General features: G+C 70.2%; 12 protein-coding genes. 2 read left to right on the forward strand and 10 right to left on the reverse strand.

Annotated features, from left to right (window positions below):
• Positions 1–446: 446 nt before the first annotated feature.
• Positions 447–1,454, reverse strand: coding sequence for a stage II sporulation protein M (locus ACFYYH_RS20685; protein WP_388553426.1), 1,008 nt, complete (start codon positions 1,452–1,454; stop codon positions 447–449).
• Positions 1,455–1,561: 107 nt separating this feature from the next.
• On the opposite strand from ACFYYH_RS20685, the gene ACFYYH_RS20690 reads away from it, so the two are divergent.
• Positions 1,562–2,551 (forward strand): RDD family protein, encoded by a 990-nt coding sequence (locus ACFYYH_RS20690; protein ID WP_388552897.1) that lies wholly within the window; start codon positions 1,562–1,564, stop codon positions 2,549–2,551.
• A gap of 15 nt (positions 2,552–2,566) precedes the next feature.
• On the opposite strand, the gene ACFYYH_RS20695 is transcribed toward ACFYYH_RS20690, so the two are convergent.
• From ACFYYH_RS20695 to ACFYYH_RS20735, 9 genes are all read right to left on the reverse strand, one after another.
• Positions 2,567–3,181: a hypothetical protein gene (locus tag ACFYYH_RS20695; RefSeq protein WP_388552899.1), complete on the reverse strand. Its 615-nt coding sequence runs from the start codon at positions 3,179–3,181 to the stop codon at positions 2,567–2,569.
• 321 nt (positions 3,182–3,502) lie between these two features.
• Positions 3,503–4,960 carry an adenosylhomocysteinase gene (gene ahcY / locus ACFYYH_RS20700; RefSeq protein ID WP_388552902.1) on the reverse strand — a complete coding sequence of 486 codons (1,458 nt, stop codon included), beginning with the start codon at positions 4,958–4,960 and terminating at the stop codon, positions 3,503–3,505.
• Between the two features lie 477 nt (positions 4,961–5,437).
• Complete coding sequence (locus ACFYYH_RS20705) at positions 5,438–6,415, reverse strand: cation diffusion facilitator family transporter (RefSeq protein WP_388552904.1); 978 nt, start codon at positions 6,413–6,415, stop codon at positions 5,438–5,440.
• 87 nt (positions 6,416–6,502) lie between these two features.
• Positions 6,503–7,666 (reverse strand): mannose-6-phosphate isomerase, class I, encoded by a 1,164-nt coding sequence (gene manA / locus ACFYYH_RS20710; RefSeq protein WP_388552907.1) that lies wholly within the window; start codon positions 7,664–7,666, stop codon positions 6,503–6,505.
• Positions 7,667–7,871: 205 nt separating this feature from the next.
• Positions 7,872–9,011, reverse strand: coding sequence for an SIS domain-containing protein (locus ACFYYH_RS20715; protein WP_388552910.1), 1,140 nt, complete (start codon positions 9,009–9,011; stop codon positions 7,872–7,874).
• Between the two features lie 69 nt (positions 9,012–9,080).
• Positions 9,081–9,263: a Trm112 family protein gene (locus ACFYYH_RS20720; RefSeq protein WP_066944395.1), complete on the reverse strand. Its 183-nt coding sequence runs from the start codon at positions 9,261–9,263 to the stop codon at positions 9,081–9,083.
• A 494-nt stretch (positions 9,264–9,757) separates the two neighbouring features.
• The gene (locus tag ACFYYH_RS20725; protein ID WP_388552913.1) at positions 9,758–11,143 is read right to left on the reverse strand and encodes a phosphomannomutase/phosphoglucomutase; all 1,386 of its coding nucleotides are present in this window, start codon (positions 11,141–11,143) and stop codon (positions 9,758–9,760) included.
• Between the two features lie 174 nt (positions 11,144–11,317).
• The gene (locus ACFYYH_RS20730; RefSeq protein WP_388552916.1) at positions 11,318–12,934 is read right to left on the reverse strand and encodes an L-lactate permease; all 1,617 of its coding nucleotides are present in this window, start codon (positions 12,932–12,934) and stop codon (positions 11,318–11,320) included.
• Between the two features lie 256 nt (positions 12,935–13,190).
• On the reverse strand, positions 13,191–13,616 hold the full coding sequence (locus ACFYYH_RS20735; RefSeq protein WP_217308374.1) for a DUF3499 domain-containing protein: 426 nt from the start codon (positions 13,614–13,616) through the stop codon (positions 13,191–13,193).
• Positions 13,617–13,890: 274 nt separating this feature from the next.
• Here ACFYYH_RS20735 and ACFYYH_RS20740 point away from each other — a divergent pair, with 274 nt between their 5' ends.
• A complete protein-coding gene (locus ACFYYH_RS20740) occupies positions 13,891–14,319 on the forward strand; it encodes a metallopeptidase family protein (protein ID WP_388552920.1) in 429 nt (142 codons plus the stop codon).
• The last annotated feature ends 26 nt before the right edge of the window (positions 14,320–14,345 follow it).

The raw sequence follows: 14,345 nt of genomic DNA on the forward strand, positions 1-14,345 counted from the left end.
GCTGTTGAGTTCTCAAGGAACGGACGCTTCCTTTGTACTCACCCTCGCGGGCTTTCCTCCGGGCTTCCCTTCGGTCCTGCTGTTTTACTTGTCTTGCAGTTCTTCTGTGTTGCTGTCTTACGTTTCCGACTTTACCAGATCCATTCGGCGTGTTCTGCCTCGTGAATTCCAGTGACCTTTGGATTGGTCTTTTGCCTTTCGGCTTGATCCGACTTTATCAGAAACATTCCGGGCCGAATCACATCGACCTTAATGATCTGGAAGGCGAATCGAGAGGGCTCCACGGAAATTCCTTCTCCGTCGGGAGCCGCGTAGATATGTACCACTGCTCACGGAGCATGTCCAGCTCCGAGGCAACCGTTCTAATCTACCTCCCCACTCGGACCGTGTCAACGGTCTTTGCGGGGCGAAGAGGAGACTAACAGGTCAGGGACGTGATCCGCACATCAGGCGGCGGTGGGGAGTTCCGCACTCCGGTCCACGGCATCCACGTCGCCTGTCTCGCCGGACCGGTCCGCCCTGCCGCCGAGGATGTATACGTACGCCAGAAACGCCAGCTCAGCAGCTATACCGATCGCTATGCGCGCCCACGTGGGCAGGCCCGACGGGGTGACGAAGCCTTCGATCACGCCCGACACGAACAGGACGAGAGCGAGTCCGATGGCCATGCCGAGCGCGGCGCGGCCCTGCTGGGCCATCGCGGTGCGACGGCTGTACGGGCCGGGGTCGATCAGGGTCCAGCCGAGCTTCAGGCCCGTACCGGCGGCGACGAATACCGCGGTCAGTTCGAGCAGACCGTGCGGAAGGATCAGCCCCAGGAAGGTGTCGAGACGGCCGGCCGAGGACATGAGCCCGATCCCGACTCCCAGATTGAGGACGTTGACCAACAGGATCACGATCACCGGGAGACAGAGGAACGCGCCCAGCACCAGGCACATGGCGGCGGCCTGGGCGTTGTTCGTCCAGACCTGGGCCGCGAAGGAGGCCGCCGGGTGGCTGGAGTAGTACGTCTCGTACTCGCCGCCAGGACGTGTCATCCGGCGCAGGTCCTCCGGAGCGCCGATGGCCGACTGGATCTCGGGATGGGTTCCGATCCACCAGCCGATGACCGCGGCCAGCAGTGTCGAGAGAACCGCCGTCGGTATCCACCAGCGGCGCGACCGGTAGACGGCGGCGGGAAAGCCCTCCGTCAGGAAGCGCACGGCGTCGCGCCAGGTGGCGCGACGGGCACCGGTGACCGTGGCACGGGCACGGGCCACGAGCTGGGTGAGACGTGTGGTGATCATCGGGTCGGGAGCCGTCGACTGGATCAGCGAGAGATGGGTCGCCGTGCGCTGGTAGAGAGCGACGAGTTCGTCGGCCTCGGCACCGCTGAGACGGCGGCCGCGGCGCAGGAGATGTTCCAGGCGGTCCCACTCGGCACGGTGGGCTGTCACGAAGACATCGAGGTCCATGGTCGGCTGCTGCTCCAGGCACTGGGTGCGTACGGTCCGTACTCCCGCGGTACCGCACTCCTGCGACTGCGCCACCGCGACGCGCTGCGGGTCAGCTTGGCAGACTGATGCCTTCAAGGGCAGGGAAGGTCGGCGAAGGGTGGGCACCGGTGAATGAGCTTGTCACGGGCGACGCGGTCGTACTGGGGCTGCGCCCGGCGAAGCTGCCCAGCCGGGCACTGGCGCTGGCGATCGACCTGGTGGCGGTGTGGGGCGTCTATCTGCTGGTCTCGTTCGGCCTCGCGCTGGCGACAGGCTCCATGGACGACGCGGCGATCGCGGCGCTGGCTGTCGCGTCCTTCCTGCTGATTCTGGTGGGCGGTCCGATCGCGGTGGAGACGCTCAGCCACGGCCGCTCGCTGGGGAAACTGGCCTGCGGCCTGCGGGTCGTACGGGACGACGGCGGGCCCATACGGTTCCGGCACGCGCTGGTGCGCGGAGCGATGGGCGTGGTGGAGATCCTGATCTCGTTCGGGGTCGTCGCCTGTATCGCGTCGCTGGTGTCGGCGCGGGGTCGGCGGATCGGCGATGTGTTCGCCGGGACCCTCGTCGTCAGGGAACGGGTGCCTCGGGGACGTATGGCGATGGTGCCGCCGCCTCCGCCGTGGCTCGTGGGGCGCTTCACGGAGCTGGACCTCTCCGGGGTGCCGGACGAGCTGTGGCTCGCGATACGCCAGTACCTCACACGGCTGGACCAGCTCGACGCGAACGTGAGCCGGGCCATGGCCGAGCGGCTCGCGGGTGATCTGGCGGTCCGCACGGGAACCCCCGCGCCGCAGGGGGTTCCGGCCGGGGCCTATCTGGCAGCCGTGGTGCAGGAGCGGCAGGCACGGGACGCACGGCGGGCCTTCGGGGCCGCCGCTGCCGGACCGGCGCCCACATCCGCGTTTGCTCCCGCACCCGCACCCGCGCCCTCTTCCGCACCCGCACCCGCGCCTTCGCCCACATCCGGGCCCGAGGAGACGTCCGCTCCGGCTCCGGAACCGGCTCCAGGGCCGGCGTCCGCACCGGCTGTCGAGGAGTCGCCGCACGCCACCGGTTTCGCCCCGCCCGCGTAGGGGTGGGGCCGCAGGTCAGGAGAGGGCCGAGGGCGGGGTTTCGAGGTCTTCGAGTTCGATGCCGGGGGCGGAGAGCACCACGTCCCCGGCGAGATGAACCGTGTGCTGTTCACCGGTGTCCAGGGCGTTGACCTGGTACTCGTCCACGGTCAGGGCCCCATTGTCAGTGGCGTGCGCTTCACTGTTCACCAGCGCCCAGGACTGATCGACGGTACGGGGTGCCAGGACCGGGTCCGTGAAGGCGACGAGACGGACGCGGGTCGCGGGGGAGCCGGGGGTGAGACGCAGAAGTCGTGCTGTCGCGACAAGAAAGGCCGGGGAGGTGCCGGTGAAGGCATGGGCGCGCACATTGCCCTCCGTGGCATGGGCGCCGGTGGGGTCGGTACGGACCCAGGTGACGCCGTCCAGGGCGGCACCGCGGATCTGCCAGCTCGCGGCGTGGAGTTGCAGACGGATGGGGCGTCCGAGTTCGTCGAGGGCCAGATCGACGGAGCCGGCGTGCTCGCCGGAGGGAGTGGTGATCTGGGAGACATAGCGCCAGCCGGAGGGGCCGGGCGCGCAGTGGAAGTGTTCGTCACCGAGAGGGGAATGATCGTGCGGATCATGGAGCGAATAACGGCCGCGGGGCATGGGGTCTTCCGGGTTGTTCGGGTCCTCGGCGACTGATGTCCCGACGGATGCCGGGTCCGGTCGATGGTTCGGCGTCGAGGCGGACCGGCGTTCTTCCGCGTGTTCCTGGCACGCTCGTTGGCGCGCTCTTCCACACACGGGACAGGCCCCCGTCACGGGGGTGCGGGGGCCTGTCGTGTACCGCTGGTGCTGGTGCCTCTGGCTGTCGGTGCCTGCCGCTGAAGGCCCGTCAGTGAACCGTTGGTCCGGCGTCCTGTCGGCCCGGCGGGCTGCCGGGCCGAGCGGGTCGGCGGCCGTGGGTCAGTCGCGGACCAGTGCGGATCAGTAGCGGTAGTGGTCGGGCTTGTAGGGGCCCGCGACATCGACACCGATGTACGCCGCCTGCTCCGGGCGGAGCGTCGTGAGCTTCACACCGAGCGCGTCGAGGTGGAGGCGGGCAACCTTCTCGTCCAGGTGCTTGGGCAGCACGTAGACCTCGGTCGGGTACTCCTCCGGCTTGGTGAACAGCTCGATCTGGGCCAGCGTCTGGTCCGCGAACGAGTTGGACATCACGAAGGACGGGTGACCGGTCGCGTTGCCCAGGTTCAGCAGACGGCCCTCGGAGAGGACGATGATCGTCTTCCCGTCCGGGAAGGTCCAGGTGTGGACCTGCGGCTTGACCTCGTCCTTGACGATGCCCTCGATCTTGGCCAGGCCGGCCATGTCGATCTCGTTGTCGAAGTGACCGATGTTGCCGACGATCGCCTGGTGCTTCATCTTGGCCATGTCCGAGGCCATGATGATGTCCTTGTTGCCCGTCGTGGTCACGAAGATGTCGGCGATACCGACGACATCGTCGAGCGTGGAGACCTGGTAGCCGTCCATCGCCGCCTGGAGCGCGCAGATCGGGTCGATCTCGGTGATGATCACGCGGGCGCCCTGGCCGCGCAGGGACTCGGCGCAGCCCTTGCCGACGTCGCCGTAGCCGAAGACGACCGCGACCTTGCCGCCGATGAGGACGTCCGTGGCGCGGTTGATGCCGTCGATCAGCGAGTGGCGGCAGCCGTACTTGTTGTCGAACTTCGACTTGGTGACCGCGTCGTTGACGTTGATCGCCGGGAACAGGAGGACACCGTCACGCTGCATCTCGTACAGCCGGTGCACACCGGTCGTGGTCTCCTCGGTGACACCGCGGATCTCGGACGCCAGACGGGTCCACTTCTGCGGGTTCTCCGTGAGGGTGCGGTTGAGCAGACCGAGGATGTAGCCGTACTCCTCGCTGTCCGCGGTCGCCGGGTCCGGGGCCTCGCCGGCCTTCTCGAACTCGACGCCCTTGTGCACCAGGAGGGTGGCGTCACCGCCGTCGTCCAGGATCATGTTCGGGCCGCCGGTGGGCGTGTTCGGCCAGGTCAGGGCCTGCTCCGTGCACCACCAGTACTCCTCCAGCGTCTCGCCCTTCCAGGCGAAGACGGGAATGCCCTGGGGGTTCTCCGGGGTGCCCTCGGGGCCGACCGCGATGGCGGCGGCGGCGTGGTCCTGGGTGGAGAAGATGTTGCAGGACGCCCAGCGGACCTCGGCGCCGAGGGCGGCCAGGGTCTCGATGAGGACCGCGGTCTGCACCGTCATGTGCAGGGAGCCGGTGATACGGGCGCCGGTGAGCGGCTTCGTGGCCGCGTACTCCTTGCGGATCGACATCAGACCGGGCATCTCGTGCTCGGCGAGCGTGATCTCCTTGCGGCCGAACTCGGCGAGCGAGAGGTCGGCGACCTTGAAGTCCTGTCGGTTGGCGACAGTCGTCATAACGAGCTGCTCCTCGTGAATCGGGTCGAGGGTGGGTGCGTACGGCTGGCTCTGCGGCGACGGGCATACGAATGCCCGAGCGCTCGCGGGCACAGTCCGTCGGAGGCCCTCTCTCCCTCGGACGGTCCGTGGGCGGACCGCCCGACCGCCATCAGCAGCGACGTCTGGCACTGGTCACGAATCTACACCGATCGGCCCAGCGGCCCACAGTCGAACGGAGAAGAACGAGGGGGAACGACGAGGAAGAACGAGGGAGAACAAGGAAGAGAGGGCGACGAGGGCGACGAGATCGAGTCGAAGAGGGACCGGGCGGTTACGGAGGTGGTCGCCCGACGGGCCCCGACCGTGCAGGTCTTGAGGCCCCGGGCGGGCGACGCCGCTGGAGGTCTTGGGGCCCCGCCGGGTGGTCTCCCGGGACGCGTGGGGTCCTGGGCGGTGGACCGGGCGGGGTCCCGTGGGCCGTACGCGTGGGCGGCGTCAGTGGGCGGTGTCCGGCGTCGGGCCGCCCGGGGTCTTGTCGGCGTCGGTGCCCGCGGCGGCGGCCGACTCGTTGTAGATGTCCGGCTCCAGATAGATCACACGGGCGATCGGGACCGCCTCGCGGATCCGCGACTCGGCGGCGTCGATCGCGCGGGCCACCTCCGCGGCCGTGTCGTCGTGCTGGACCGCGATCTTGGCCGCGACCAGCAGTTCCTCGGGGCCGAGGTGGAGCGTACGCATGTGGATGATGCCGGTGACCACTTCGCCGTCGACGAGCGCAGTCTTGATCTTCTCGACGTCCTCCGTGCCGGCGGACTCGCCGAGGAGCAGGGACTTCGTCTCGGCGGCCAGGACCAGGGCGATCAGGATGAGCAGCACGCCGATGCAGAGGGTGCCGATACCGTCCCAGACACCGTTGCCGGTGGCCAGGGCGATTCCGACGCCGCCGAGGGCGAGGATCAGACCGATCAGGGCGCCGAGGTCCTCCAGGAGCACCACGGGAAGCTCGGGGGCCTTGGCGCGGCGGACGAACTCCGTCCAGGAGAGCGAGCCGCGGGTGGCGTTGGACTCCTTGATGGCCGTACGGAACGAGATCGACTCCGCGATGATCGCGAAGACGAGCACTCCGACCGGCCAGTACCAGGCCTCGATCTCATGGGGGTGCTTGATCTTCTCGTAACCCTCGTAGATGGCGAACATGCCGCCCACCGAGAAGAGCACGATGGAGACCAGGAAGGCGTAGATATAGCGTTCGCGCCCGTAGCCGAAGGGGTGTTGTGGGGTTGCCTCGCGCTGTGCCTTCTTGCCGCCGAGGAGGAGCAGCCCCTGGTTGCCGGAGTCGGCGAGGGAGTGCACACCCTCCGCGAGCATCGACGACGAACCGCTGAACGCGAACGCCACGAACTTGGCTGCCGCGATCGCGAGGTTGGCGCCGAGTGCCGCCACGATCGCCTTGGTTCCGCCTGACGCGCTCATGGGTGCGTGGTGTCCCTTCCTAGGTGCTGCGGCCCTGGCGCCGCGGTACGGCGGGACATTGTTGCAGCCGACGGGGTGGTCGGTGCATCAGACCACCACTGTGGCACGGAACACGGTGCCCGTACCGGACAGTTCGGTCTTCTCGCCCGCGGGGACGAAGACCGAGGCGCCGGGGGCCAGCTCGATACCGTTCGCCCGGGGTGTGCCCGCCGTGCAGAGCAGGATCTGGGGGGTCTCCGCCGTGAGGTCGCGCGGTACGCCGCCCGGGGCGAGGGAGTAGCGGGAGAGCCGGAACTCGTCGATGGGGGTCTCGTACAGTTCCTCGCCCGACGGGGAGGCCTCGGGGCGCAGCACGGCGGGCTCGGTCGCCTCGAAGCGCACGATCCGGAGCAGTTCGGGGACATCCACATGCTTGGGGGTGAGGCCGCAGCGGAGGACGTTGTCCGAGTTGGCCATGATTTCCACGCCGAGGCCGTTGAGATAGGCGTGCGGAACACCCGCGCCGAGGAAAAGGGCCTCGCCGGGCTGGAGTTGTACGTAGTTGAGCAGCATGGCGGCGATGACACCGGGGTCGCCGGGGTAGTGGTGTGCGATCGACACATACGGCCTGTAGTCGCCGCCGAGCCGTTCGGCCGCGGCGGCGGCCTCGGCGACGGTGGCGGCCATCTCGGTGGGATCGGCGCCGAGGACGGCGGTGAGTACCTCGCGCAGCGCGGCCTCTTCGGGGTGGGCGTGCAGGATGTCGACATACGGCTTGAGCGAGTCGACGTCCAGCCGGGCGAGCAACTCGGCGGCGTCGTCGGGGGCGCGGAAGCCGCAGAGCCCGTCGAAGGGGGTGAGGGCGCAGATCAGTTCGGGCTTGTGGTTGGCGTCCTTGTAGTTGCGGTGCGGGGCGTCGATCGGGACGCCTCGGCTCTCCTCGTCCGCGTAACCCCGCCTCGCCTGGGCGAGATCGGGGTGGACCTGGAGGGAGAGCGGGGAGCCGGCCGCGAGGAGCTTGAGCAGGAACGGCAGTCGGGGGCCGAACTTGCCGGCCGCGGCCGCGCCGAGTTCCGCCTCGGGATCGGCGTCGATCAGGACCGACAGCGCCTGCTCGCCGGAGCCGCGGTCGAGGCGCGACGGGGCCCCGGGGTGGGCGCCCATCCACATCTCGGCCTGGGGTTCGCCGGTGGGGGCGGTCCCGAGCAGTTCCGGGATCAGGGTCGTGGAACCCCAGGCGTAGGGGCGCACGGTATTCGAGAGGCGGTCCATGGGGTGAGCTTTCTGGTACGTGGTGACATGACGGCGGCGTGCGAGGGCGGCACGGGTGTTACGGCGGTGAAGGTGTGGTGGCCGCAGGAAGATGGTGGCGCCACGGTGTGGTGGACACGCACGGGATGGTGGAGACGCACGGTGTGGTGGACACACACGGAGTGGCGGGCGGTGTGGTGCGCGCGGGCGCGGCGGCCGGCCCGGATCATGCCGGGGCGCCGCCGGCCAGGGCGAGATAGACCGTGGCGAAGTCGGTGACGGCGATCAGCTCGGCGAGGGCTTCGAGTTCGCTGCCCTCCTCCGGCTCCAGTTCGCTGATGGCCGTGTCATGGCTGAGCGCGAGTTCGCGGGCCGCGGGGGCCGCGGTGAGTCCGCCGACCGGACGGTCCCGGAGCAGGACGACACGGGCCCGCAGGGCCTGGCGCTCCTCGACCCGGTCGCGGAAGAAGTCGTCGGGGTCGGCACCGCCCGCGAAGTCACCCGCGAGCAGCGCGCCATGGGCCGGAAGCGCCTCGGGGAGCTGGGCGGCGAGCGCGGGGCGGCCGGTCAGCTCGGCCAGTACGTCGGCGAACCGGCGCCCGGCGGGGGCCGCGGCCGCGCCCTCCGTCCAGATCAGCGGCAGGCTGTCGGCGAGTTCGGCGGCGAGGGTCTTGGCCGGGTTGCTGTACGTCGCGATGGCGGGGCCGCAGCGCTCGGCGGTGCGGTCCAGCCGGTCGGCGACGAGCTGGAGGGTCTCGGCCGGCGCGGTGACCAGGCCGACGCGGTCCAGGAGGGCGAGCAGCGGGACGAGCAGGGCCCAGAGCGCACCGGCTCCCGTGACCTGGGTGGCTTCTTCCTCCAGCCACTCGTTCGGCGCGGTCGCCATCGGCAGGAGGAGGCCGTGCGCGCCGTCGACCGCCTCCGTCAGCGGCGACTGACGCGGGGCGACGGCGACGACCGTACAGCCGCGGCGGTACGCCTGTTCGGCGAGGAGCGCGAGACCGGGTTCGCTGCCCTCGGTGGTGGCGATCAGAAGCAGGTCGACCGGGCCGGCCCAGCCGGGCAGCGCCCAGCGCAGGGCGCCGGCGGCGGGCGCGACGCCGGTGGGGCGGAGGCGGGTGACGGGCGCGCTGCCACCGACCAGGGCGGTGATCAGATCGGCGGCGCCGGTGGCCGCGGCGCCGGACCCCGCGACCAGTACGGCGCGGGGGCGGCCCTCCGGGGTGAGCGCGGTGATACCGGCCTCGGCGGTGTGCCGTAGGGCGGTACGCACCCGTGCCCCGGCCTCGGCCGCGCCACGGAGCAGACCGCGGCGGTCGGCGTGGGCCAGCGCGTCAGGAGCGTCGAGCAGCGACTCGTCGAGCATGGGATGTGGGCCTCCGATCGCCCGGCGCGGGACGCCGTGGCGGCGCTTGGATGGGGCGCTTGGGTGTGCTCAGGCGGGGCGACGCGCCTCGTCGACGAGGAGGACCGGAATGTCGTCCCGCACCGGGTAGGCCAGGCCGCAGTCCCCGCCGGTGCAGATCAGCTCGGGAGTGTCGGCTGCCGTGCTGTCGCTGAGCGGCGCGTGACAGGCCGGGCAGGCGAGGATCTCCAGGAGGCCGGCTTCGAGCGGCATGGGGGTGACGTCCCTTCGAACAGAACGGGTGGAACGGGCCACGTCAGCCTACCGCCGGGGGCCGGGCGGGGGCTCATTCCGGGGTACGGAGCCGATCCTGCGGGGCCCCGGCGCCTCCGGGCGCGCGCTCCCCCGCCACCGGGCCCCGGGCGCCGGACCTGGGCGGCCGGGCCCCGGCCTTTCCGGCGCGACCGTTCCGAAGGCCGGGCAGCCGGGCGGCCGGGCGGCCGAAGTCCGGACGGGAACCCGAGCGGGCGGACTGCCCCGCGCTCCCACGGACCGGCCGCTCCCACGGGCCGGTGCCCCGGCGGACGGGCCAGCGGACCGGCGGACCCGCAGGCCCGCAGACCGGCAGACCGGCAGACCGGCAGACCGGCAGACCGGCAGACGAGGCTGGGGCGAGGCGGACGGACTGGCAGGCCGGCGGACCGGCGGCTCCGCAGTCCCGCGAGCCGGCGGAGTGCCGGTGGGTGTCAGACGCGGCTCGGTACGGATCAGGTGCGGATCAGGGCGAGGGCCTCGTCGCGGATCTTGGCCATCGTCGCCTCCTCGCGCGCCTCCACGTTCAGGCGCAGCAGCGGTTCCGTGTTGGAGGCGCGGAGGTTGAACCACCAGTCCCTGCCGGTCACCGTCAGCCCGTCCAGTTCGTCGAACGTCACGCCCTCGCGGTCCGCGAACGCCTCGCGCACCGCCGCCGTACGGGCGCTCTGGTCGTCGACCGTGGAGTTGATCTCCCCGGAGCCGGCGTACCGGTCGTACGAGGAGACCAGTTCGGACAGCGGTCCGTCCTGGCCGCCGAGGGCCGCCAGGACATGGAGCGCGGCGAGCATCCCCGTATCCGCGTTCCAGAAGTCACGGAAGTAGTAGTGCGCGGAGTGCTCACCGCCGAAGATCGCGCCCGTCTCGGCCATCTCCTGCTTGATGAAGGAGTGGCCGACCCGGGTGCGCACGGGGGTGCCGCCCTGTTCCCTGACGACCTCGGGGACCGACCAGGAGGTGATCAGGTTGTGGATCACCGTGCCGCCCGGGTGCTTGGCCAGTTCGCGCGCCGCCACCAGCGCGGTGATCACCGACGGGGAGACGCCCTCCCCGCGCTCGTCCACGACGAAACAGCGGTCGGCGTCACCGTCGAAGGCGAGCCCCAGGTCCGCGCTCTCCGCCCGTACCCGGGCCTGGAGGTCCACGATGTTCTTCGGGTCCAGCGGGTTGGCCTCGTGGTTCGGGAATGTGCCGTCCAGCTCGAAGTACATCGGCACCACATCGAGCGGCAGTCCCGCGAGGACCGTCGGGACGGTATGTCCGCCCATGCCGTTCCCCGCGTCGACGACGACCTTCAGCGGGCGGATCGCCGAGAGGTCGACCAGGGACAGCAGATGCGCGGCGTAGTCGGTCAGGGTGTCACGCGACGAGGTGGTTCCCGGCCGGGTCGCGGAGGGCGGGGCGCCCGCTTCGAGCCACTCTTCGACCAGCGTACGAATCTCCGCCAGCCCCGTGTCCTGGCCGACCGGCGCCGCGCCCGCCCGGCACATCTTGATGCCGTTGTACCGGGCCGGATTGTGCGACGCCGTGAACATCGCGCCCGGCAGATCCAGCTTCCCCGAGGCGTAGTACAACTGGTCGGTGGAGCAGAGCCCGATGATCGTGGCGTCGGCTCCGCGCGAGACGGCGCCCCGCGCGAAGCCCGACGCCAGCCCGGGGGAGGACGGCCGCATGTCATGGCCGATGACGATCGCCTCGGCCCCGGTAACCTGGACGAAGGCGGCGCCGAAGAGCTCCGCGAGCCGGTCGTCCAGTTGATCCGGGTAGAGCCCACGCACGTCGTAGGCCTTCACGAGCTGCGACAAGTCGGCCACTGCCACCCCTCCAGATGTTGCTGTCATGCGCTCACGCATCCGCTCACGACGCATGCGCTCACGACAAACTACCCGTATGGGTACCCCGGGTACGGATGGTTCCGGGTACCCCTCGGACAGTTCCGGATACCCCCGGGCTGGTCCGGGTACCCCCGGGCTGGTTCCTGGTCCCCCGGCGCGGATGGTTCCGGGGACCGGCGGTCAGGGAAGCATCCATCCCAGCACAGCCGTGCTCTGTCCGACCACGATCAAACACATCACCAGCAGAAGTCCCAGACTCCACGGCAGCACCTTGCGCAGCAGGTCACCCTCCTTGCCCGCCAGTCCCACCGCCGCGCACGCGATCGTCAGATTCTGCGGCGAGATCATCTTCCCCAGCACTCCCCCGGAGCTGTTCGCCGCCGCCAGCAGTTCCGGCGACAGTCCCGACTCGTTCGCCGCCGTCACCTGGAGCGCGCCGAAGAGCGCGTTCGCCGAGGTGTCCGAGCCCGAGACCGCGACACCGAACCAGCCCAGGATCGGCGAGAGGAACGCCAGTCCCGCGCCCGCGGCCGCGACGAAGTGACCGATGGTGGCCGCCTGTCCGGAGAGGTTCATGACATACGCGAGGGCCAGCACCGAGGTGACGGTGAGGATCGCGTACCGCAGTTCGTGCACCGTGCCCGCCCACTCGCGCGCCGCGTCACCCGCCCGTACGCCGAGTATGACGGCCGTGAACAGCCCCGCGAGCAGGACGAGCGTGCCGCCCGTGGCGACGAGCGGCAGGGAGAAGACATTGGCGCCGACCGGCTTCCCCGCCGCGTCGGCGACATCGAGGAAGGGCCAGTCGAAGACCTGCGTCGCCTTCGCCAGCAGGTCCTTGACCGGCGGGATCTGGGCGATCGAGAAGATCACCACGATCAGACCGTACGGGGCGTAGGCGCGCAGCACCTCGGGGCGCGGGTCCTCCTCGTCCAGGTCCTCGCTCCGTACGCCCGTGAGCACCGCCACACGCACCGGCTCCGCCGCGGGCCTGCGCGCCGACGGGACCGCCATCAGGGCCGCCGCGCCCGCCAGCGCGGCGCCGATGTCGGCGAGTTGGGCGGAGACATAGTTCGAGGCGGCGAACTGGGCCACGGCGAAGGCGACTCCACAGGCCAGCGCGGGCACCCAGGTCTCGCGCAGCCCCCGCTTGCCGTCGACGAGCCCTATCAGCACCAGCGGGACGACCAGTGCGAGCAGCGGGGTCTGGCGGCCGACGACCGAGGCGACCGTGTCCAGCGGCAGACCGGTGACCTGGGCGAGTGTCACGACCGGTGTTCCCATCGCGCCGAAGGCCACGGGCGCGGTGTTGGCGACCAGCGAGACGACGGCGGCCTTGACCGGGTCGAAGCCGAGCGCGACCAGCATCACCGAACAGATGGCGACCGGCGCCCCGAAACCGGCGAGCGCTTCGAGCAGCGCGCCGAAGCAGAACGCGATGACGAGCGCCTGGATACGGGGATCGTCGGAGAGCCGTCCGAAGGAGCGGCGGAGGATGTCGAAGTGATGGGTACGGACCGTCAGCCGGTACACCCAGAGCGCGTTGACGACGATCCACATGATCGGGAAGAGTCCGAAGAGCGCTCCCGCGGCGCCGGCCGAGAGGGTCTGGCCCAGGGGCATGGCGTAGGTGAGCCAGCCCACCAGCACCGCGACGGCGAGACCGATCAGCCCCGCGAGGTGCGCTCTCATCCGGACGACACCGAGCAGGACCAGCACGGTGGCCAGGGGCACCGCGGCGACGAGTGCGGAGAGTGCGAGCGAGTCGGCGACAGGTTCGAGTTGCTGTACGAACACGACAGTCCTCCGGATTCCGCGATACGGAAACTGATCTCTCACGAGTGGGGGAATGGTCGTGTCCGCGACAAGTGAAGGTCAATAACCCGCACAGGATCCGTACCGAAAACAGGGACGGCGGAAGAGAGAGCGGCGGAAGGGAGAGCGGGAGGGAGAGCAGAAGGAAGAGCGGAGATGACGGCGGCTCAGAGGGCGGCGGAGCCCCGGGAGTCCGGAGAAGTCCAGGAGTCCACGGAGCCTCAGGCATCGGAGGCCCTCAGGAATCGGGCGAGCGCAGCACCCGCAGATGACCCCGGCGTCCGACCTCCATCGGATCCGCCCCGCGCGCCGGCTTGCCGCCACCCTCGGCCGCGCGCTCCTGAGGGCGGGCGGCTTCCCGTACGGCGTTGGCGAGCGCCTCCAGATCGTCGCCGCTCGGGCGCGCGGGAGCCGAGCCGTCCGTCAGACGGACGACCTCCCAGCCGCGCGGAGCGGTCAGCCGCTCGCTGTGTTCCGCACACAGGTCGTAGCAGTGAGGCTCGGCGTAGGTGGCGAGCGGGCCGAGGACCGCGGTCGAGTCGGCATAGACGTACGTCAGTGTCGCGACAGCAGGGCGGCCGCACGCGGTGCGCGAACAGCGACGTACAGGGCTCACGACGTTGGACGGTACCGCACTCTTGAGCGGGCCGCGACGACTCTCCACCAGGTCACTCCACCGTGTCGCACCGTGACATCGGCCACAAGTTGGCTGGAAGCAACTGTCCTGACCTGCGGGGGAGGACGAGTGACACGACGACGACAGCCCGTCACACAGTCACCACTTGGGGCAAAACCTGTCAAGGGAGGCGAGATCGATGATCGCGAGTCCGTATGGAATCGAGCCCAATCTTGGCCGGAATGCTCAATATGCGACATGAGGTACGAGCGGGACGACGGCGCGTTCGGCGGAGGCCCGGGAGGGCTACCCTGCGTCAGTGATGGACAGTCCTGTACCGCCCCGCCCGACCGAGCCACGGCCGCGCCGGCGCGACCGCCACGGCCGCGGTATGCGCGGGCCCGTCGCACCACCGCAGGTGCCGCTCTCCACCAGCCGCTCGGAGTCGTTCCGCGATCTCGTGCGGGACTCCGTGGACCGGCTCGAACGGCGCTGGCCCCAGCTCGCCGAGGTCGAGTTCCTGGTCATGGACGTGCCCACCACCCAGGACGAGACCGTACCGCTGGGCAGTTCGCACCCGGCGGGCAAGGAGCATCCCGCGCGCATCCTCGTCTACCGGCGGCCCGTGGAGATCCGTACCAAGAACCGTGACGAACGGGCGCTGCTGGTGCACGAGGTCGTGGTCGAGCAGGTCGCGGAACTGCTGGGGCTGGCGCCCGAGTCCGTCGATCCGCGGTACGGACAGGAGTGACCCGGGGGCGGACCGACTCGCTCGGT

This window comes from Streptomyces sp. NPDC002018 (genome assembly GCF_042890865.1).
GTDB lineage: Bacteria > Actinomycetota > Actinomycetes > Streptomycetales > Streptomycetaceae > Streptomyces.

Coding starts and splice junctions, on each gene's coding strand:
- ACFYYH_RS20685 (WP_388553426.1), bottom strand. CDS start 1,454: ATGGACCTCGATGTCTTCGTGACAGCCCACCGTGCCGAGTGGGACCGC.
- ACFYYH_RS20690 (WP_388552897.1), top strand. CDS start 1,562: ATGCCTTCAAGGGCAGGGAAGGTCGGCGAAGGGTGGGCACCGGTGAAT.
- ACFYYH_RS20695 (WP_388552899.1), bottom strand. CDS start 3,181: ATGCCCCGCGGCCGTTATTCGCTCCATGATCCGCACGATCATTCCCCT.
- ahcY (WP_388552902.1), bottom strand. CDS start 4,960: ATGACGACTGTCGCCAACCGACAGGACTTCAAGGTCGCCGACCTCTCG.
- ACFYYH_RS20705 (WP_388552904.1), bottom strand. CDS start 6,415: ATGAGCGCGTCAGGCGGAACCAAGGCGATCGTGGCGGCACTCGGCGCC.
- manA (WP_388552907.1), bottom strand. CDS start 7,666: ATGGACCGCCTCTCGAATACCGTGCGCCCCTACGCCTGGGGTTCCACG.
- ACFYYH_RS20715 (WP_388552910.1), bottom strand. CDS start 9,011: ATGCTCGACGAGTCGCTGCTCGACGCTCCTGACGCGCTGGCCCACGCC.
- ACFYYH_RS20720 (WP_066944395.1), bottom strand. CDS start 9,263: ATGCCGCTCGAAGCCGGCCTCCTGGAGATCCTCGCCTGCCCGGCCTGT.
- ACFYYH_RS20725 (WP_388552913.1), bottom strand. CDS start 11,143: ATGACAGCAACATCTGGAGGGGTGGCAGTGGCCGACTTGTCGCAGCTC.
- ACFYYH_RS20740 (WP_388552920.1), top strand. CDS start 13,891: ATGGACAGTCCTGTACCGCCCCGCCCGACCGAGCCACGGCCGCGCCGG.